Source organism: Providencia sp. wls1943, assembly GCF_009706275.1.
Classification (GTDB): domain Bacteria; phylum Pseudomonadota; class Gammaproteobacteria; order Enterobacterales; family Enterobacteriaceae; genus Providencia; species Providencia zhijiangensis.
Window position 1 is genome coordinate 150717 of the sequence record NZ_WLTU01000007.1, and the last position, 20459, is coordinate 171175.

Consider the following 20459-nt stretch of genomic DNA (forward strand, 5'->3'; position numbering starts at 1 on the left):
TAGATTTTGCCTATCAAATCGATAGCAACGACTGATTGGATTAAGTCTCTGCGAAACAGTAACTTAATAGTCAACCAAACAGGAGGACATCAAATGTCATTAATTAATACTCAAATCAAACCTTTTTCTAATCAAGCTTTTAAAGACGGTAAATTTATCGAAGTAACAGAGAAAGATGTTGCGGGTAAATGGAGCGTTTTCTTCTTCTATCCAGCGGACTTCACTTTCGTTTGCCCAACTGAATTAGGCGACATTGCTGACCATTACGCTGAATTCCAAAAAATGGGCGTAGATATCTATTCTGTATCGACTGATACCCACTTTACTCACAAAGCATGGCACGAAAGCTCTGAAACCATCGGTAAAATCAAATACGCGATGATCGGCGACCCAACAGGTGCTCTGACTCGTAACTTCGAAAACATGCGTGAAAACGAAGGTCTGGCTGACCGTGGTACATTCGTTGTTGACCCACAAGGTATCATCCAAGCTATCGAAATCACTGCGGAAGGCATTGGCCGTGACGCTGCTGACTTACTGCGTAAAGTTAAAGCGGCTCAATACGTTGCAAGCCACCCAGGTGAAGTTTGCCCAGCTAAATGGAAAGAAGGTGAAGCAACACTGTCTCCATCATTAGATTTAGTCGGCAAAATCTAATCGATAACCCTCGATAAGAATATTGCAAAATAAGCCACGTTGCAGGCGCTAAACATAATTAAGTAAAAGCCTGCAACGGGCTATTCGACGGGTATATGTACCCGATTTTATGACCAAGGGGATTACATGCTCGATAATAATTTACAGGCTCAATTAAAAGCCTATCTGGAAAGATTAACTAAACCCGTAGAGTTAGTTTCGAATTTAGATGACAGCGCAAAATCAATTGAAATAAAACAATTACTTGAACAAATTGCGTCGCTGTCTGACAAGGTGACTGTGCGTGAAGAGCGCGATGCCGCACAAAGAACACCTTCATTTTTAATCACCAACCCAGGGACTCATGTTGGCGTGCGTTTTGCAGGCTCACCATTAGGCCATGAATTTACCTCTTTAGTGCTGGCTCTCCTGCAAGTGGGTGGTCATCCATCCAAAGAAGCGCAAGAATTGTTGGATCAAGTGAAAGGGCTGGAAGGCGACTTTAACTTTGAAACTTACTATTCATTATCTTGCCATAACTGCCCTGACGTTGTGCAGGCGCTGAATTTAATGGCGGTATTAAATCCGAACATCAGCCATACGGCGATTGATGGTGCGCTGTTCCAAAACGAAATTGACGAACGCAACATCATGGGTGTGCCCGCTGTTTTCTTAAACGGCAAAGAATTTGGTCAAGGCCGTATGACATTAAGCGAAATCGTGAGCAAGGTGGATACCAATGCTGACGCGCGTGCGGCAAAAGCGATTAGCGAACGTGACCCATTTGAAGTTCTGATCATCGGTAGTGGTCCTGCGGGTGCATCCGCTGCGGTTTATACTGCGCGGAAAGGTATTCGTACTGGTGTTATCGGTGAGCGCTTCGGTGGACAGGTCATGGATACCGTTGATATCGAAAACTATATTTCGGTATTGAAAACTGAAGGCGCGATTTTAGCTGGTTCTCTGAAAAATCATGTGGATAGCTACAATGTGGATGTGATTGATGGTCAATCCGTCACTAAGCTTATCCCTGCTGAACAAATTGGCGGATATCACCAAATCGAAACCGCATCAGGCGGTGTGATGAAGGCGCGCAGTATTATTATCGCCACTGGCGCACGCTGGAGAAATATGGGTGTTCCGGGCGAACAAGAGTACCGCACAAAAGGAGTGACATTCTGTCCTCACTGTGATGGTCCTCTGTTTAAAGGCAAACGTGTTGCGGTAATTGGTGGTGGTAACTCCGGTATCGAAGCAGCTATCGATTTAGCGGGTATCGTTGAGCATGTGACGGTATTGGAATTTGCGTCAGAATTGAAAGCGGACTCCGTGTTACAAGACAAAGCTCGCAGCCTGAGCAATATCGATATTATTTTGAATGCTCAAACCCTTGAAGTTAAAGGCGATGGCAGCAAGATGACTAGCTTAGAGTACAAAGATCGCACTGATGAAAGCGTGCACTCTTTGGAAGTGGCAGGCGCGTTTGTTCAAATCGGTTTATTACCAAATACCAATTGGTTAGGTGATACCGTTGCTCGCAATCGTATGGGCGAAATCGAAGTTGATGCACGTAATGAAACCAGCGTGAAGGGCGTATTCGCCGCCGGTGACTGTACAACAGTGCCTTATAAACAAATTATCATTTCCGCCGGAGAGGGAGCAAAAGCCGCACTTAGCGCATTTGACTACCTGATCCGCACAAGTACCAGAACCGCTGAATAGGTGATTTTCACCTAATATTCAGAGGCTTGTAGCCAAAAGGCACTCGGGGGCGAGTGCCTTTTTTTGTGAGCCTAAAAATCAAGATAAGAAAGGTAATTTCAATAATATAAGTACTAATCACTTCACCCACACATCGATAACTCTCACCACCATTGGCAGTAACTGCGTCAATATCACGCTGCCCACAAACCATAAAATGATTTTATTGGCGCTAGCGGCTAGAGCTTCTTTGGTGGAATAGTTGGATTTAATCACGGCGATATTGGTTTTGACTTCATGCAGATCATTTTTCATTTTATTGATCTCTTTTTCTAAGCTATTTAACTTTGAGTCCATATTATTTCCCCCATGAGATACCCTTTGGTGATGCTGTTTAAATGAATCATCGTTGTAAGAGACGAATAACATTAAAGGGGTTTGTTTTTCTCGGAATTGATTCGCCATTGCGTTTCTCCTCAATCCTTTTACTGAACGCGCTCATCCATTAATTGCGTTTTGAACAAACGAATGGGCATAAAAATCGGTGTATGGGTAGGAGGGTATTTTGATGAGGAAAGAGAGTCAAAAAATAGTATAAAGATAGTGCTGAAGTTACTCCTAAAAACGTTGGGTTGCTCGCTAAAGCCCTGTGGAACAGGGCTCTTTATCTGTGTAGGAAGAGTCAATCAATCGGTTGTTAAAGTGAGGAATTAATGAATATCTTCGTGACTACGGTACACCAAAGAAAGCTCTGGATGATGCCATAAGCTGGCTGGGGTGACGGTCGTGCGTTCCCAAGGAATGGAACCAATAAACCATAGCTTCCAGAACTTTAATTTGGCATTCGGATTTTTTGTTAACAATTCTTGGAATGTTTCGATTTCGCCAATGCGAATAGATAAGGCAGATTGGTAAATATCGAATACAAATTTTGAGCAAAACTGGCGCGATGAATCATATTTAAATCCAGTATGGTAAAACTTATTTAATCGTGGAAAAACTTGTGTTACTAACGCCTGTTTTTGTGCCTCAGTTAAATGTGTTGATAAGCGGCGCACACTGTAACGATGCTCAGATGAGCGGGCAATAAAACGGGATAATGTGGTGGTGGTCGATAACGGAATGCGACTTTCTGCCACTAAATAGTCTTCTCCATCATGGCCGATGATCATGCCAACATGGTTACTCCAACATTTTGATGCGGATGCGATTTGGCGGAAAACTTCAGTGCCGATACTGGTGAAAACAATGTCGCCGACTTCGAGTTCATAAGGGTAATTTATTTTTGTCATAGTACACCTCAATAGGGTGAAAAATTGCATTGAGGTCATCTTATAAGTCGTTCAATACCGTCGACAATCGGAATAGCGGTGAATATCATTTCTGTTTAACTCGGGTATATTTTCGCCAGTGCCTCACTTAATAACTGAATATTGTGGACGATCTCGTGCTTGGTATGGGCAGCATATCCAAATAGAATAGCATCATTATTTTGACTGCTAATGCAATAACGAGATAGCGGTTGAGCTCCAAAACCAAGGGCACGACACTGCTCTAGGATAATCTCTAAGCTATAGCCTTTTTTCACCCAGCAGACGGTATGGATCCCAGAATCATTCATCTGTGCATTAAAAATATGCGGGAGATATTGATTGATGGATTGGCAAAAAACAGTTTGGCGTTCATAACAAATTTTGCGGATCTTACGAATATGTCTCGCGTAATGACCTTCTTGAATAAACTGGGCTAAAGCGGCTTGTTCTAAATAACTACAATGACTGTCACTGTAATATTTCATCATCGTAAAAGCGTCACTCAGATTTTCTGGCACAATTAAAAATCCAAGGCGAAAACCGGGATACATCATTTTAGAAAATGTACCAGCATAAATAACGCGTTGATGATTATCCAGCCCTTGCAAGGCTTGGATCGGTTTGGATAAAAAACGAAACTCGCTGTTGTAATCATCCTCAAATATCCAAGCGTTATTTTGTTGCGCCCAATCTAATAATGCGAGGCGGCGAGGTAAGCTTAAGGTTGTTCCAAGCGGAAACTGATGAGATGGCGTAGTGTAAATCAGTTTGGCATCACTATGATGTGTGGCAGCGTACTCAACATTCATTCCTTCATGATCTGAAGGGATTGGTGAAATATTGGCGCCGGCGGCGGCTAGAATTGCACGAGCACTGTCATAACCTGGGTCATCGAGCCAAACAGTATCGTTTTGTTTTAATAAGACTTTAGCTACTAAATTTATTGCCTGCTGGGTTCCATTGACGATAATAATTTGTTTGTCATGGCAATGAACGCCACGGGTTGAACGCACATAATTAGCCAGTAATTTTTTGAGCGGTATATAGCCATCAGGGTGATTGTAGTGCGTGATATCATGCTTGGATTTTCGCCAAACTCGCCCGAGTAATCGCCCCCATAGGTCATGGGGAAACTGATCAACACAACCAACGCCAATATTAAATATTGAGCGCTTATTGGTATTTGGGCGAGATTGTTCCCAAAGTGGTTGAAGGTTATTCAACACGGGATTCAGATAAAGTGCAGGATTTTCTTGTTTGGAAGTCGCTTGTTTAGTGTTGATTGGACGCACTAGCTCATCAGGAATCAGTGCAGAAACATAGGTTCCTGAGCCTTGCTTTGAGTATAAATAACCTTCATCAATTAGACGTTCAAACCCTGCAATGACTGAGTTACGAGAAATTGACATCATCTCGGCTAGTGCTCGAGTCGAAGGTAATTTTAGGCCAGCAGCAATTCGTCCATCTAATATTGCATTGCGGATCGTATGGTAAACCCCTTCATTAATTCGACCCTGTTCAATCAATAATAGTGGGAACTGAGCTTGTTGCTTTCTTCTCATAAGTGGATCCTAAATAAATAACAAAAGTGTATCTTATACAGTACCAGATAGCTCTGTACTATAACCTCATTCAGTTATATGTCTACAAATGGAAGGGTTATTATGAATAATGCAGAACTACTGGTATCTATTGAGTTTGTTTCCCCTGATCACTACCCAGAATGGTTAGTTTATTGGTTGGAGTATCAAAAATTTTATCAAGTGGATTTAAGCGAAGAAATTACCTTAAAAGCATGGGCGCGTTTCTTTGATGAAAAAGAGCCGATGTACTGCGCTGTTGCATTAGAAGGTAGCAAAGTGGTTGGTTTTGTTAACTATCTTTACCACCGCTCCACTTGGGCCGAAAATGATTTTTGTTATTTAGAAGATCTTTATGTGACCCCTGAAGTTCGTGGTCGCCATGTGGGAAAACAATTAATTGAGTTTGTTCAGCAACAAGCGCAGCAGAAACAATGTGGACGTTTATATTGGCATACCCAGGAAACCAATTTACGCGGACAAAAGCTATACAATTGGGTCGCAGAAAAACCAGGCGTTATTGAATACAGAATGCCACTATAAGAATATTTAAAGTGAAGTCCCGCTGCTTTTTAACAGCGGGATATTTGTGCTGAAAATCTTACTTGGCTAATTGTGTCCGTACTTCCATTAATGCAAAGCCCAATAGGTTTAAGCCTTTCCACGTGAGTGGGTTTTCAATATTCTCCGCATCTTCCGCTAAACCAATTCCCCATATTTTATCGACAGGGCTCGCTTCCACGAGGACACGCTCATTTGTTGCCAATAAGAACTGCTTTAGCGCATCATTTTGAGAAAATTTGGCTAAATTAGCTTTTACAACAATATCAAATCGGTTTGCATCCCAGATATCTTGCTTAAAACCACGAACTTCTCGTCCATAGGCTTTTGCAGCCCCAGGATTCGGAGCATTGATAATTTTTTGCAGAATTTCACTATCGCCAAATAAACGTGCTTTTTCTGCCATCATAAAATGTTCGGCACTGGCGAAACGGTTACCATCAACGATAAAAGGAGCAGGGTACCATTGGCTAAAACAGCTTTTCGTGACTTGTTGTTGTTTTGATTGATGTCCCCAGAAAAAGACATATTTAAATTTTTTACCTGTTCGGTAGAGCTTACAAAGGTTTTTTATATCCATAGGACTAACTTGGAAAAATAATAATGAGATTTAGTGAGAGTAACGATAAATAAATGTATTGGCTATCGGAATAACCTGCACTGTATTTTTGAATAAAGCTCACACTCTGGAAATGTATTTATCTGCATCGCTTTTTTTAACTAACATCTCATTGATTTTAACGATATAGTCACATTTATTAATTCATAATGGTTTGAAAAAAAAGAATTTCTTAATCATGGAAAAGATCTTACTCGTGTTGTGGCCATTGTTTGCTCTCATCGCAATGGGTTTTGTTTTACGTAGAACAGCACTATTTTCTGCCGATTTTTGGCCCAGTGCGGAAAAACTCAATTACTTTATTTTATTCCCTGCATTATTAATAAACAGTTTGGCGAATGCACCGCTCAATAATCCCAAATTACCCTATCTAGCTTGCGCCATTTTTTTCATCCTTGCGGTAAGTTCACTGCTTGTCGTGGTAAATAAATATTTATTTAAAATGCCAATTCCACGATTTGGGGCACACATTCAAGGAATTATTCGTTTTAATACTTATTTAGGATTGGCGATTGTTGCGGATCTTTTGGGATCGGAAGGGATTGCGATTTCTGCGATGATTATGGCGATTCTAGTTCCCAGTTGTAATATCATTGCGGTCCTATCGCTAAGTGCAGGAAAGAAAGTCACATTAAAGCAGCTAGCTTTGCCTATTGTGAAAAACCCATTGATTATTTCTTGTGTCATCGGAATATTATTAAATTTATTACCGATAGGTTTACCATTTGGGTCTGATCAATTTTTAAAATTATTGGCAGCAGCCAGCTTACCTTTGGGGTTAATTTGTATTGGTGGGGCATTACAAACAGCAACGCTCAGAAAAGAATTTAAACCGATTATGCTTTCAACATTGTTTCGCTTACTTGTTATGCCAGTGCTAGCCTCATTTACGGCTTATTTATTTGAATTACCAACATTAGAAAGTGTGCTTTTGGTGATCTTTTTCTCCATTCCTACTGCACCAACTTCTTATATTTTAACTAAGCAGCTTAATGGTGATAGCCAATTAATGGCAGGGATTATTACTTTCCAAACTATTCTTGCCGTGATTACATTACCGCTAGTTTTAACATTAATCATCCAATGATATTGTTTTTATATAAAAAGTAGCATCATAATTAAGCACCTTTTAAGTATTTATACCCGCGTTCATAAACATTGGAACTATAAGCTACAGAGAAATAGTATTACTTTTAAATATAATGGAATAAACATGTAGCCACTATTAAATAATATTCTTAATTACGATTTAATCTCTTTAATAAATAACAGTGTAAATATTTTTAGGTGTGTGTTTTATATTTTTAACTAGCATGAGGACTGTTAAATAATCCATAATCATTATATTGAAATCAATTAAAATACATTTTCTTTATATTAAGTTAAGTACGAAATTAGCAATATTTAAAAATAAATAATAAATAGAATAAAAGAAGATTTTAACTTATTAAGTTTTTAAGGATTAAATGCAATTTCTTGTGAGTGTTCGATGAATAACATACACTGAAGGCGTAAATTTTACGTCATTTGATAAGGAGTTAAGCGTGTCTTTGGAACAATGCCGAAAATATGAAAATCTTTCTATAGAAGAGACAATCGAAACACTCTCATTACTCTATTCAAATGCCATTGAAGCCTTGAGAAATGCCATTGCAACCTATGTTGAAAATGGAACGTTACCCGATGCTAACGCCCGAGAAAATGGGTTGTTTGCCTACCCTGAGTTATGTGTGACTTGGGAAGGAAAGGTTGACCATTGCGAAAAAACGCGAGCTTATGCCCGTTTTGTGAAGCGGGGAGATTACAGCATTACTGTAACCCAACCAGACCTGTTTCGAGCTTACCTTGTTGAGCAATTGACCATTTTTCAACAAGACTATGACGTATCTTTTGCAGTTCGTCCGTCTAAAACTGAAATTCCATATCCATTCGTTATCGATGGTTCAGATTTAATTCTTGATAGAAGTATGAGTAGCAGTTTAGCTGCTCATTTTCCTATCACCGATCTCTCTCATATCAGTGATGATATTACGGATGGTTTGTATCATGTGACGGATGATATGCCATTATCCCACTTTGATGCACTACGCGTAGATTTCTCTTTAGCGCGATTAAAACATTATACGGGCACACAGCCTGAGCATGTTCAGCCTTATATTTTGTTTACTAACTACAACCGCTATGTTGATGAGTTTGTGAATTGGGCCTGTGAGCAAATTCGTGACCCAGAAAGCCGCTATATCGCTTTATCTTGTGTAGGACATAACTATTTAACCGCTGAAAATGCCGATCCGCAATTTGCCACATCCGATTTAACGTGGAAAAAATTTCAAATGCCTGCATATCATCTGATTGCACGTGATGGTGTAGGAATTACATTAGTGAATATTGGCGTTGGTCCAGCAAATGCGAAAAACATTTGTGACCATTTAGCGGTATTGCGCCCTCATGCGTGGTTAATGATTGGTCATTGTGGCGGGCTACGAGAAAGCCAAAAAATTGGTGACTATGTTTTAGCACATGCCTATTTACGCGATGACCATATTTTAGATGATGTATTACCACCAGATATTCCTATTCCAAGTATTGCTGAAGTTCAACGGGCGCTATATGACGCTACTAAACAGGTGAGTAATATGCCTGGTGAGCTAGTTAAACAGCGTTTACGTACCGGAACGGTGGTCACAACGGATGATCGTAACTGGGAGTTAAGATTTTTTGCAACCGCCCGCAGATTCAGCCTCAGTCGAGCCGTTGCGGTGGATATGGAAAGTGCCACAATTGCCGCACAAGGTTACCGTTTCCGTGTCCCTTATGGCACATTACTCTGTGTATCAGATAAGCCGATTCACGGAGAAATCAAGCTTCCAGGACAAGCAAATAGTTTTTATGAAGGCGCAATATCGGAGCATCTACAAATTGGGATCCGTGCCATTGACCTGCTACGACAAGAAGGTGATAAGCTGCATTCCCGAAAACTAAGAACATTCGACGAGCCGCCATTTAGATAATCTAGAGGAGGGGAAATACGTGATCCCTAAACTTGAAACAGATAGATTAATTTTAGCAAAACATGAGGTTAGTGATTTTTCAGCACTTTCGCAGTTATGGGGACAACGCTCAATGGTTCAGCATATTGGCGGTGTTCCTTCAACGGAGCGCGAATCATGGATGCGTATGCTCGCATATGGCGGACTTTGGCCTCTACTCGGATTTGGTTATTGGGCGGTGAGAGAAAAAGCGACGGGAAATTATGTGGGTGATCTCGGATTTGCCGATTTTCATCGCATTGTTGAACCCCACGTTAAAGGGGTCCCTGAAGCGGGATGGGTGATTGCGCCTGAATATCAAGGTAAAGGTTACGCGACGGAGGCGATGCAAGCAGCATTGTCTTGGCTGATCGCGGAGCAAAAACACCAAGAAAGCATCTGCTTTATAGGGCCTCAAAATATACCGTCACTGCGTGTCGCTGAAAAGTTAGGGTATACGCAAGATAAAGAGGTGTTTATGAACGGCAGCATCTCGGTATTATTACGTAAAAATCTTATTTAGTTGCCATTATCCCATTTTTGATAACTATCAATCCTATTCTTATTTATAGAATAGGATTGATCCTCTCAGTAGACTCTTAAAATTATTTGGTCGATTTTAAGGTCACTATGTCTAGCCATTTTCTTGCATTTGAAAAACCCATTATTGAGCTTCATGAAAAAATTGAAGCATTAAATGCCTTTAAGCAAAGGGGTCATCCATCAGAACTAAAGCTTGATGAGGAGATCCAATTATTAGAAAAGAAATGCCAATCCCTCACGGAGAATATTTTCTCTTCTTTAGGTGCATGGGAAATTGTGCAATTAGCTCGTCATCCAATGCGTCCTTATACATTGGACTATATTTCTCTTATATTTACTGAGTTTCAGGAATTAGCGGGGGATAGAGCATTTGCTGACGACAAAGCGTTAGTGGGTGGATTAGCGCGTTTAGACGGTCGCCCAGTTATGGTAATGGGGCAACAAAAAGGGCGGGATACGAAGGAAAAAGTAAAACGTAATTTTGGAATGCCATCCCCTGAAGGATATCGAAAAGCACTTCGATTAATGAAAATGGCGGAACGATTTAAGCTGCCAGTTATTACATTCATTGATTCTGCAGGGGCTTATCCTGGTGTTGGCGCTGAAGAGCGTGGGCAAGCAGAAGCTTCGATGCCAACGTCGAATGTGAGCCGGCAAATTAAGCAGCTTGAAACTCAACTTCATTGCCGATTGATTGAACGAACCACACGGCAAATGCGCTTAACTGAGCAAGGTACTTTATTATTAAATAAGAGCCAAAAACTGTATTTAGAATTAGATGAAACCTTGCAACAAATTAGCGCCTCAGAAACATTAAGCGGTACTTTGCGGCTAACGATTCCAAGTGAATCTGGCAGTGTATTATTTGCAGATTTACTGGCTAAATTTGTGCTTGCCCATCCGGGTCTTGCCATTCATTGTGACACGCAACTAGCGCCTTTAGATGTTATTGGTGATGAAGTGGATTTATTACTGACTTTTCATCGTGGAGCGTTGATGGATAGTAGCTACCACTCAAAATTGGTTAAATCATGGGAGAGTGTTGTCGTTGCAGCCCCGCAGTTAATTGAAAAACAGGGTTTACCCAGCACCGTGGATGAACTCAGAATGATGCCCTGCATCACGAGTTTTAGTGCGCTGCAAGGGCAACCTTGGGTTTTTAGCACTCATCATGGACAGATAAAAAAAGTCAGTATAAACAGTCAGTACCGTGTGAACAGCGGTATTCTTGCCAGTGCAGCTGCACTCAATGGATTGGGATTCGCTATTCTGTCAAAAGAGGGATGCCAAAGCGCAATTCAAGCGGGAACGTTGGTGGAAGTGAGTTTTGATGATATGTATCCAGCACCGATTGAGTTACGCGCAGTTTACGCCTCAAAACGTTCACTTTCACCGAAAGTTGATACTTTTTTAAGTTACTTACTGAAAAATATCTAGGCTGATATTGCTATCAGCCTAATACTATAATGTTCGTAAACATTATGGTGATCTGAATGAACTATTTATTTCCTCGTAGGCGTAACGTTAAGCCTTTTAATAGGTAACGTAATAGTTGGTCGCCACATTCACGATAATTTTTATGTTCTGGGTTACGGAAAATAGCACTTAATTCTGGTTTTGACACTCGGAAATCAACAGACTGGTAGATTTCCAGTAAATCAACGTCTTTCAGTTCAAAGGCAACACGTAATTTCTTGAAAATAATATTGTTATTGATTCTATCTTCAACTTCTGGCGCTGGGCGACTTTCATCTTTACCACGGCGATGATAAATCAACCCATTCAGAAAATAACCGAGCACAAGGTCACTACATTCAACGTAGTCGGGGTCGGTATCTTTCTTTAACCAAAGGCTCATTTCTTCTTTTGTGACTGAAAAGTCTGCAAGTTTTACGATTTCAACCATCTGAGCATCGCTCAAATCCAACATATAACGAACACTTCGTAAAACGTAATTATTTAGCATGGGGGTAATTATCCAACGGATCGATTAAAAAAATAGGCTTCTATTAGCCATGAAACGTCATTATAAAGCAAAGGTAGCTACCGATGCTTTATAAATTATTGGTTAGCCCATAAAGTAAATAAGTCCATAGAAAAAGACTAAAGTTAATCCGACAGTGACCAACATATTTTTCAGTAAAGATGCTGCTACAACGCAAAATAGCGCTCCCCAGAGATAAGGATTATCAGGGAAACTATGTAATTCATGATTTTCTAATAAAATGACAGGGGCACAAATTGCAGTAAGCAAACAAGGTGCAGAATAACTGAGTGCTTGGCGTACAATTAATGGTAATCGTATTGGTAGTTGAGGGATCAGAAAAATATAACGCAGAGAGAAAACAACAGCCGTTAAACTGATAATTAAAATCCAGATCATTTTTCTTCCCTTAATAAACGAGAGACACCAACAGAAACAAACATCCCACCAACGCCGGCAATTACAATTGCACTACTGATCGAATACATCGATAGGGCAATTGCAGTAATTAATGAAAATAAAACACCACAGGCGGTACTTATTTTTTTAGTGAGTGGAACGACAATGGCTAATAGTGTCGCGACAACTGAGAAATCTAAATGTAATTTACTTAAATCACCCACCAAATTTGCCATCACAATGCCGCATAGGCTGGTGACTAACCACACAAGATAGAAACTAAACCCCGCACCAAATAAATAGGCAAAGCTGAGTGCTTGTCGCTTGGCTGCACTAATGGCGAATAGCTCATCAGTTAATAGAAAGCCAATGCTTAAACGTTGTGGTGTCGTGAAATCTTTTACGTGAGGACGCATGGTTAACCCATATAAAAGATGCTGCGATGTAATAAAGAAAACAGAAATCACAATCGTAATATAGCCAGCTCCTGAATTGAGCAAACCTAGAGTGACTAACTGAGCTGCGCCTGCAAAAACCATGGCAGACATTGCGATGCTTTGCCAAAAAGAAAGCCCTGTTTCAATGGCCATGGAACCCGCAAGAATCCCCCACGGAATAACTGCAAGATTTAAGGGTAATGTGTGGACAGCTCCATCCATCATTGCGCGTTGCCATGGCTTTGGTTGTTGAGACGACATTGATGTGCACCTGTATGTTGAAATGTCATTCATTAAATAAAAGTCTAAACAAAGACAATGTTGATTTAACTACAGGTATTTAGAGTAAAAATCATTATTCGATACGCTGTAGGCATCCATTGTTATATCGTGAAATGTGGAACAAATCACTATCTCTACCTACAAGCTTTAATTAGCATTAATAACTTACTTTTATTTAATTTATGAAGTTTTATATCATTTTAAAAATATTTTCAGCTTGCTGCTGTTTAAGTGTTTTTGTTTGGAATTTAGCTTCAGTTTTAACATGTAAAACATCATTAAAACTCCACCTTAACGCTTAATTAATAGGTTTATATTTCATATATGAAAGTATTGATGGTGATATCTTTCATTAAAAAATAAAGGTGTGTATCATATTATCCATTAGGTAAGGATGTGAATTAATTGTTATAACTTTTATTGAGTTAGCGGGTTTATTATGCTTGAAAATTTAGGTATTACAAACTTATGGACTTATCTTATCGGTGTGATTTTTATTACATTGGTACCAGGCCCTAATTCTCTATTTGTTTTAACGAGTAGTGCAAAATATGGTGTAAAAAATGGTTATAAAGCAGCACTTGGTGTCTTTACTGGTGATGCATTGCTCATTTTTTTATCATTTTTAGGTGTTGCGTCTTTAGTCAAAACATCTCCTATATTCTTTAGCGTGATCAAGTATGCAGGTGCTGCCTACCTATTTTACTTAGGTATTAAAACGTTATATTCAGTATTGCATAAAAAAGAATCTGCAACAGATGTCGATGGGATCATATTAGAAACAAAAGGGACGTATAAGAAAGCCGTCTTTTTAAGTTTGCTAAATCCAAAAATGATCATTTTTTATGTTTCATTCTTCATTCAATTTATTGACCCAGCGTACCCAAGTGCAGGGGTGCCGTTTTTTGTGCTCGGCGTGATTTTAGAAGCATGCAGCATGTTTTATCTATCAATGCTGATATTTGGTGCTGTTGCAGTGACCAACATGGTAAAACACAATAAAAAATTATCTAAATTTTCAAATAGCTGTATTGGTGCCGTCTTTTTAATGTTCGGTGCGAAATTGGCATTAACAGCCTAATCTGTTGATTTATATATTTTTATTATAGGGTGGCTGGCGAATGAGCCAGCTATTTTTTTGTTTCTAATTTATCTTTTCAGGTTTTTTCCTGTTTGCCTTCAGAGTGATGCCTGTCATCATGGTGCTAATTTAGTCACGACTAAGCAAGCCGCTGTACAAGGAAGTATGAGTACGGCCATATACAAAACCATCGAGTTGATATTCATTGAGGTTGTTATGCACATTCTGGGATTATTAATCTATTTTATTCCTGCGATTTATTTTGCGGTCCATTCAATAAAGAGTAATCAAAACTCTTATTGGTTGTTCATTTTATTTGTTTTCCCAATTTTGGGCTCGGTTGTTTATGCGCTGGTCATTTGGATGCCGGCTATGCGCTATTCCCGCCATGGATATAAATTAGAAAGAGCGATTAAAAAACAATTAGCACCCAATAAAAGCATCAATCAAGCTCTAAAAGAGTATGAATTAAATCCGACCACGAATAGTTGTGTAACACTCGCAGACGCATATACCGATAAAGGTGACTATCAAAATGCGATTAAATACTATCAAGAATCACTGCAAGGAATTAATCAGTATTCACCGGATATTATGTTGAAATATGCGGATGCACTGTATGAAGCGGGGGAATACGCGCGTTGTAAAGAGACGTTAGACCTATTGTGTGAAAAAAATCCAACGTTCAACTCGAATACGGGGCATTTTTTATATGCTCGTTCTTTAGTACGCTTAGGGTTGGTTACTGAAGCTGATAATGAGTTTCGTGCCTTATTAAGTCATCGCGACCATATTGAATACAAGGTTGCTTACGCTGAGTTTTTATTTGAACAAAAACGAGTGATTGAAGCGATGCCATTAATTGATGAAGTGATTAAAACCTATTCACTTTTACCCAAGGCAGCACAGAATTATAATAAGCACTGGTATCAAACGGCTGTAAAACTAAAAAACAGTAAGTTAGGTTTTAAAAACAATCAGTAAAAACATCTCGTTATTGGCTCTCCATCGTTGGTGTGGAGAGCCAAATTATTGCAATTATTCCTACCAGCGTTTTACATCTCTATCAGATTGAGTAACAGAGGTACATTTTGCCAATAGTGGTAATGTTTTCTTTTTCAAATCATCCATCAAGCTATAAATAACGGGAACAAACAGTAAGCTGAGCACCGTTGAGCTCATTAACCCCCCGATAACCGCAACTGCCATTGGCGCCCTAAATCCTGCATCGGCTCCTGTTGTGAGCACGAGGGGGATCATGCCTGCAATCATGGCAAAAGTAGTCATAATAATTGGACGAATTCGCTCCTGACCTGCTTCGATAATAGCTTGTTGTCGATTTAAACCAGTTCGTTCTTTTTCAAGAATAAACTCCACCAGAAGTATCGAGTTTTTGGTGACGATCCCCATCAACATTAAAATACCAATAAGCGGCGGGATGCAAAAATACGACAAGCAATAGTTCAGAAAGTTTTTACGGATTTACCCTATATTGCGCATCCAGCCAGTTACTTTGTTTGGTTACCATTACCTGATGGCGTACGTGCCGATGCAGTAGTCAGTGAATTAAAAAAGCAAAATATAGCAATTAGCAGTGCAGAGTCTTACTGTACATCAAACTCAGTACCGCAGGCGTTAAGAATAGCAATTAGCACCTTAACCCATGAAGAGTTGGCGGTGGCAATCGAAGCAATTAGGCGTGTTGTATTGTATTTGATTGATTTATAAAGATGATAAGTATGAAGGAATAAAAATAGTGGAACATATCAAACATTTTACTGCGACGGCGATGATCTGTAGTTCCCGAGGAGAATTTCTATTACATGAGCACCCTAAGCTAGGTATTTGGCTACCGCCTGGTGGCCACATTGACCCGAATGAAGAACCACAAGATACCGTTGTTCGTGAAGTGTTTGAAGAAACAGGTTTGCGGTGCCGAGTAATTGACTGTCGCTATCCGTTATACTCGAAGGTTAATGATTCAAAGAATACTCTCTCTTTACCGATTCCTTTCGCTATTTTAAAAGAATTCATTGCAGATAAACGCCAAGGAGATCATTGGCATATCGATATGGTTTATCTCTGTGAGCTAATAGACGAAGAAACCCAATGCAATGCGGATTTTCATTGGGTTTCTCTGAATAAAATGAATGACTTGAATCTTCCTAAAGATGTGTATGAACTCGCTATTATGGTTAATGAATACTTTCAAAATGGTTCGGCGCATTCGAAATGAATTCAGTCATGATGAAATATTAAAAAAGAGCAAAGAGATACCTAGCATAATTAATAAGGCACCAATAACTCTATCCATAATAAATTGATATTTAAGAATTTTATTTCTAATCAATGGTGCTGCAAAAAATAGAGCAATTAAACTAAACCAAACCCAATGTGCAAAAGAAATAAATAATCCGTAGCTGAAGTTTAGCCATTGAGAGTTACCCGCTTGGAGCACTTGGGTGTAGACCGAAACAACGAAAAACATCGTCTTAGGGTTGAGCGCATTGGTTAAAAAACCCATTTTAAATGCAGAAAATGAAGAGGGTCTTGATGCCGGATTAAGGTCATCGCTGGCGTTAATTGCTGTTTTGTTTGTTAAGGATTTAAAACCAATATACACCAAATAAGCGACGCCAAGGAGTTTGACTGCCATAAATAATGTAGGGGAACTCATAATGATTAGAGTCACGCCAAAAATGGTGTACAGCACATGAACTTGCACTCCAGCAGCAATACCAAGAGCACTGAATAGGCCGGTTTTGGTGCCATAGGAGTAGCTATTTCTGGTAACCATAGCGAAGTCAGGGCCAGGGCTTATAACCGCCAAAATAGTAATGGTGGCAACAGCGATAATTTCATTCATAGTGGGATCCTAATGGTAATAAAAACTGACTTAATTTCTGGGTGGAAAATAGATTTGATTAATTTGATTTGCTGATTATCAATAGATTGCAGATAGAGAAAAAGCGATTTATTCTCAATGAAACCTGTCAGTTTTCGTTACCTATTTAATTGTGAAGCTATTAATTTTATGAACCTCTTAATCTTATGAAGACATTAATTCTATGAAATTGCCTCCATTAACATCGTTGCGTTTTTTTGATGTTGCTGCGCGTTATGAAAGTATTATTAAAGCAGCGCAAGAGCTGTATGTTACGCACAGTGCAATTAGTCGACAGATAAAGCTTCTGGAGGAACATCTCGGTGTTTTACTGTTTGAACGACGTAACCGAGCTATCTTTTTAACAGAAGAAGGTAAATTGTTATTTCAAACGACGACGCATTTATTCCAACAACTTTCTGATACCGTCGAAAAAATGACTCAGCGTCCTCATAACCAAGTTGTTAGTTTATCGTGTGAGCCGACCATCGCAATGAAATGGCTGATCCCTCGTTTAACCGATTTTTATCAGCAATATCCTGAAATTACCGTGCATTTAATTGCCGCTGGTGGTCCTATTGATTTTAATAAGGCGGGAGTTGATCTTGCTCTTCGCCGTAATGATTTCACGTGGGATGACAATATTTATGCGAAGAAAATATGTGCGGAATGGATGGGTATCATCAAGAAAAATGATAGCCAGCCCTATCATGAGATGAACTTGCTTGTACCAGCCTCACGGCCAAATGTTTGGCGTACATGGCAAGCCCGTAGTGGCATCAATTTACAACATAATAAACAAATTAATTTCGAACATTTCTACCTGTGTTTGCAGGCTGCATTAGCAGGACAGGGTGTTGCTATCGCATCGTTCCTAATGGTTGCTGATGAAATGAACACACAACAATTAATGGCTCCAGAAGGTTTTATTGAAGATGGGTCGGCATATTACTTGCTTTCACCTAAAGAAATAAAAGCAGACACCCCAGCAGCTATTTTTATGGAATGGTTGGAAACAAACGTGAATCAAAGCCTATTGTTGACTCAGCAATCGGCATAAAATTTGTATAATTTTAAGGGTTTGGTTATTTAATCACCGAACCTACTTGCGTAGTGAAGTTTTTATGCCCTAACTATTTCTCTGCGTGCTATATTTCCCAGAATCGTTTTTGATGTCTTTATGTTGGAGTAAATAATGAGCAAAATTCGGGTTGGTGTCATTTTTGGTGGTAAATCCACTGAGCATGAAGTTTCGTTGCAATCAGCTAAAAATATTATTAATGGATTAGATCGTAATAAGTTTGATGTTTGTCTCATCGGTATCAATAAAGAAGGGCAATGGCATGAGTATGATGAAGCGAACTTCCTGTTACATGGTGATGACCCCGCTCATATCGCGTTAAATACTCCAAAGCGCAGCATTGCCGTTGTTCCGGGCAAACAAAGTGAACAATTCATTTCTCTAGAAGATGCTAAACCTCTCCCGCAAATTGATGTTATTTTCCCAATTGTCCACGGTAACTTAGGTGAAGATGGTTCTTTACAAGGTTTACTGCGTATGGTGAATCTACCGTTTGTTGGACCGGGTGTTCTAGGCTCATCAGCTTGCATGGATAAAGATGTCACCAAACGCCTTTTAAGGGATGCGGGGTTGCACATTGCACCATTTATTACGCTGCTGAAAAGCGGTCGTGGTGAAATCAGCTATGCTGCAACGGTTGATAAACTGGGCTTACCATTATTTATTAAACCAGCTAACCAAGGTTCATCGGTTGGGATCAGTAAAGTTAATAATGAAAGCGAGTTTAACGCGGCATTAGATTTTGCATTCTTATTCGACGTAAAAGTGCTGATTGAAAGCGCAGTAAAAGGGCGTGAAATCGAGTGTGCTGTGCTTGGAAATGAACATCCATTAGCTAGCCCATGCGGTGAAATCGTACTGCATGACAGCTTCTATGCATATCACACTAAATACATTGATGAAAATGGCGCGTCTGTTGTTGCTCCAGCGGATTTAGAGCAAGATGTGAGTGAAAAGATCCGTACAATTGCGCTTGAAGCTTATCAAGCTTTAAACTGCAGCGGAATGTCTCGTGTTGATGTATTTTTAACTGAAAAAAATGATGTTGTGATTAATGAAATCAACACATTACCGGGGTTCACTAATATCAGTATGTACCCGAAACTGTGGCAACAAGGCGGTATGACTTATCAAGAATTGATCAGTCGTTTAATTGAACTTGGGATTGAAAAATTCCAGCAAACAGCCGCATTAAAAACAGCCTGTGATGACATTTAATCTCTGATATTTCTCGAAAACGTTGCCGATAGCAGACTGCTATCGGCAATATCACTCTAAAGCTAACGCATTAATTCACTTCGTTTTTATTACACCAAACATAATTGATGTAACGGAATAACGGCTCAAATCCAAATTTTTTATATAAATCAAAGCCTGCTTCTGAAGCATCTAAGAAGCAATGTTCGACTCGTTGTTGACGACAAAATGCGAGAGCATAATCAATAAGCTGAGAAGCATAGCCTTTACCCTGAAACTTAGGTTCAGTACCGATATCGTCGAAACGCGCCAATTCTCCTTCAATGGTCACTGTCATGGATGTTGCGGGTTCTCCATTGACCAATAAGACGAAATGGAACTGTGGTGCGCCTTGCTGCAGGGCATCTTCGTGGTAGCGAACATACTCTTGGATCACCGTATCGTGTTCTTCTGAAAGATAGAACGCAGAAACTAATGGTTTAGCCCAAAGGGATAAATCATGGTTTGCGAGCACGATATCTACCTGATTATCAGGCAAATCAACTTCTTTTTGCTGCGACAAAGTTAGCGCCATGGCTGTCGTGACGCTGTCACGTTTATAGTTAAGCGCTTCAATATCTTTGACGACTTTTGGCAGCATCTCTTCGGGTATCACCAAAGTGTGGTTCTTTTTCTGCGATACGAACAGGTTGTATGCTTGCATAAAAGCATGATGAGTAGAGTCGGGTTGCAGATAGATAAAATTGAACGCCGGGGAATTTAATGGCGTTAAATAACAAATTGTATGTTGTGCAATCTGGATACTGTGCTCACAAATCGAAGTCCAAAACGTCTTTTCGATCGATTGGTAATGTCGCAAATAGTAGAGCGGTATGTTCATTAGTCAGTTACCTGATACAAAATGTGTTAGTCAAAATGGAGTAAATAACAAATCTGACCCCATGTAAAATTCTGTTAACTTATTGGCAGTAAAGCTTTTGTGATCTATCTATTGATAATAACTAAACCTTTAAAATCAGCAACCGTTGCGGCAGTTGTCATCTTATCTTTGGCTTTGGATCCCACTCTTGTGCAACGTTTTCAGTGTCATTAATCAATATCTATAAAGTAAATTTGAAGATGAATTAAGGCG

The 20459-nt window shown here is 39.6% G+C and carries 21 protein-coding genes and 2 pseudogenes; 13 read left to right on the top strand and 10 right to left on the bottom strand.

What is annotated here, in order from left to right; translation table 11 throughout:
* Positions 1–93 precede the first annotated feature (93 nt).
* Both ahpC and ahpF read left to right on the top strand, forming a co-directional pair.
* A complete protein-coding gene (ahpC, locus tag GKR48_RS02790) occupies positions 94–657 on the top strand; it encodes an alkyl hydroperoxide reductase subunit C (protein ID WP_006659869.1) in 564 nt (187 codons plus the stop codon).
* 126 nt (positions 658–783) lie between these two features.
* Positions 784–2358, top strand: a complete 1575-nt coding sequence (ahpF, locus tag GKR48_RS02795) for an alkyl hydroperoxide reductase subunit F (protein ID WP_154626838.1) — start codon at positions 784–786, stop codon at positions 2356–2358.
* A 117-nt stretch (positions 2359–2475) separates the two neighbouring features.
* Here the strand turns inward: ahpF and GKR48_RS18125 are convergent, their stop codons facing one another.
* The 3 genes from GKR48_RS18125 to pdxR form a co-directional block, all read right to left on the bottom strand.
* Positions 2476–2802 carry a hypothetical protein gene (locus tag GKR48_RS18125; RefSeq protein WP_154626840.1) on the bottom strand — a complete coding sequence of 109 codons (327 nt, stop codon included), beginning with the start codon at positions 2800–2802 and terminating at the stop codon, positions 2476–2478.
* Positions 2803–3047: 245 nt separating this feature from the next.
* Positions 3048–3629, bottom strand: a complete 582-nt coding sequence (locus GKR48_RS02805; protein ID WP_154626842.1) for a YebB family permuted papain-like enzyme — start codon at positions 3627–3629, stop codon at positions 3048–3050.
* Between the two features lie 95 nt (positions 3630–3724).
* Positions 3725–5212, bottom strand: a complete 1488-nt coding sequence (gene pdxR, locus GKR48_RS02810) for a MocR-like pyridoxine biosynthesis transcription factor PdxR (RefSeq protein ID WP_154626844.1) — start codon at positions 5210–5212, stop codon at positions 3725–3727.
* 102 nt (positions 5213–5314) lie between these two features.
* Between pdxR and GKR48_RS02815 the strand changes: the two genes are divergently transcribed.
* Positions 5315–5773, top strand: coding sequence for a GNAT family N-acetyltransferase (locus tag GKR48_RS02815; protein ID WP_154626846.1), 459 nt, complete (start codon positions 5315–5317; stop codon positions 5771–5773).
* Positions 5774–5831: 58 nt separating this feature from the next.
* Here the strand turns inward: GKR48_RS02815 and GKR48_RS02820 are convergent, their stop codons facing one another.
* On the bottom strand, positions 5832–6371 hold the full coding sequence (locus GKR48_RS02820; RefSeq protein ID WP_154626849.1) for an NADAR family protein: 540 nt from the start codon (positions 6369–6371) through the stop codon (positions 5832–5834).
* Positions 6372–6588: 217 nt separating this feature from the next.
* Here GKR48_RS02820 and GKR48_RS02825 point away from each other — a divergent pair, with 217 nt between their 5' ends.
* From GKR48_RS02825 to GKR48_RS17850, 5 genes and pseudogenes are all read left to right on the top strand, one after another.
* A complete protein-coding gene (locus GKR48_RS02825) occupies positions 6589–7497 on the top strand; it encodes an AEC family transporter (protein WP_154626851.1) in 909 nt (302 codons plus the stop codon).
* A gap of 496 nt (positions 7498–7993) precedes the next feature.
* Positions 7994–9421 carry an AMP nucleosidase gene (locus GKR48_RS02830; RefSeq protein WP_442959360.1) on the top strand — a complete coding sequence of 476 codons (1428 nt, stop codon included), beginning with the start codon at positions 7994–7996 and terminating at the stop codon, positions 9419–9421.
* A gap of 19 nt (positions 9422–9440) precedes the next feature.
* A complete protein-coding gene (locus GKR48_RS02835) occupies positions 9441–9962 on the top strand; it encodes a GNAT family N-acetyltransferase (RefSeq protein WP_336431107.1) in 522 nt (173 codons plus the stop codon).
* Positions 9963–10069: 107 nt separating this feature from the next.
* Positions 10070–10705 (top strand): annotated as a pseudogene (locus GKR48_RS17845) (carboxyl transferase domain-containing protein); the annotation flags it as partial.
* A 96-nt stretch (positions 10706–10801) separates the two neighbouring features.
* A pseudogene (locus GKR48_RS17850) lies at positions 10802–11419 on the top strand (substrate binding domain-containing protein); the annotation flags it as partial.
* A gap of 61 nt (positions 11420–11480) precedes the next feature.
* Here GKR48_RS17850 and GKR48_RS02845 read toward each other — a convergent pair.
* The 3 genes from GKR48_RS02845 to GKR48_RS02855 all read right to left on the bottom strand — a co-directional run bounded on the left by GKR48_RS02845 (position 11481) and on the right by GKR48_RS02855 (position 13063).
* On the bottom strand, positions 11481–11948 hold the full coding sequence (locus GKR48_RS02845) for a DUF1456 family protein (RefSeq protein ID WP_154626855.1): 468 nt from the start codon (positions 11946–11948) through the stop codon (positions 11481–11483).
* A gap of 102 nt (positions 11949–12050) precedes the next feature.
* Positions 12051–12365 (bottom strand): AzlD domain-containing protein, encoded by a 315-nt coding sequence (locus GKR48_RS02850; RefSeq protein ID WP_154626857.1) that lies wholly within the window; start codon positions 12363–12365, stop codon positions 12051–12053.
* A complete protein-coding gene (locus GKR48_RS02855; protein WP_154603839.1) occupies positions 12362–13063 on the bottom strand; it encodes an AzlC family ABC transporter permease in 702 nt (233 codons plus the stop codon). Before GKR48_RS02855 ends, GKR48_RS02850 begins: the two co-directional genes overlap by 4 nt.
* A 460-nt stretch (positions 13064–13523) precedes the next feature.
* Between GKR48_RS02855 and leuE the strand changes: the two genes are divergently transcribed.
* Positions 13524–14165, top strand: a complete 642-nt coding sequence (gene leuE, locus GKR48_RS02860; protein ID WP_154626859.1) for a leucine efflux protein LeuE — start codon at positions 13524–13526, stop codon at positions 14163–14165.
* A gap of 165 nt (positions 14166–14330) precedes the next feature.
* Positions 14331–15149 carry a tetratricopeptide repeat protein gene (locus GKR48_RS02865; protein ID WP_154626861.1) on the top strand — a complete coding sequence of 273 codons (819 nt, stop codon included), beginning with the start codon at positions 14331–14333 and terminating at the stop codon, positions 15147–15149.
* Positions 15150–15209: 60 nt separating this feature from the next.
* Here the strand turns inward: GKR48_RS02865 and GKR48_RS02870 are convergent, their stop codons facing one another.
* A complete protein-coding gene (locus tag GKR48_RS02870) occupies positions 15210–15620 on the bottom strand; it encodes an efflux RND transporter permease subunit (protein ID WP_230088574.1) in 411 nt (136 codons plus the stop codon).
* 301 nt (positions 15621–15921) lie between these two features.
* Here GKR48_RS02870 and GKR48_RS02880 point away from each other — a divergent pair, with 301 nt between their 5' ends.
* Complete coding sequence (locus GKR48_RS02880) at positions 15922–16401, top strand: NUDIX hydrolase (RefSeq protein WP_272520984.1); 480 nt, start codon at positions 15922–15924, stop codon at positions 16399–16401.
* A gap of 6 nt (positions 16402–16407) precedes the next feature.
* Here the strand turns inward: GKR48_RS02880 and GKR48_RS02885 are convergent, their stop codons facing one another.
* Positions 16408–17031 (bottom strand): LysE family translocator, encoded by a 624-nt coding sequence (locus GKR48_RS02885; protein ID WP_154626865.1) that lies wholly within the window; start codon positions 17029–17031, stop codon positions 16408–16410.
* A 202-nt stretch (positions 17032–17233) separates the two neighbouring features.
* On the opposite strand from GKR48_RS02885, the gene GKR48_RS02890 reads away from it, so the two are divergent.
* Together GKR48_RS02890 and ddlA are read left to right on the top strand one after the other, a co-directional pair.
* On the top strand, positions 17234–18109 hold the full coding sequence (locus GKR48_RS02890) for a LysR substrate-binding domain-containing protein (protein WP_154626867.1): 876 nt from the start codon (positions 17234–17236) through the stop codon (positions 18107–18109).
* Between the two features lie 135 nt (positions 18110–18244).
* A complete protein-coding gene (ddlA, locus tag GKR48_RS02895) occupies positions 18245–19348 on the top strand; it encodes a D-alanine--D-alanine ligase (RefSeq protein ID WP_154626869.1) in 1104 nt (367 codons plus the stop codon).
* Between the two features lie 70 nt (positions 19349–19418).
* Here ddlA and GKR48_RS02900 read toward each other — a convergent pair whose 3' ends face one another.
* Positions 19419–20207 carry a GNAT family N-acetyltransferase gene (locus GKR48_RS02900; protein WP_154626871.1) on the bottom strand — a complete coding sequence of 263 codons (789 nt, stop codon included), beginning with the start codon at positions 20205–20207 and terminating at the stop codon, positions 19419–19421.
* Positions 20208–20459: the final 252 nt, after the last annotated feature.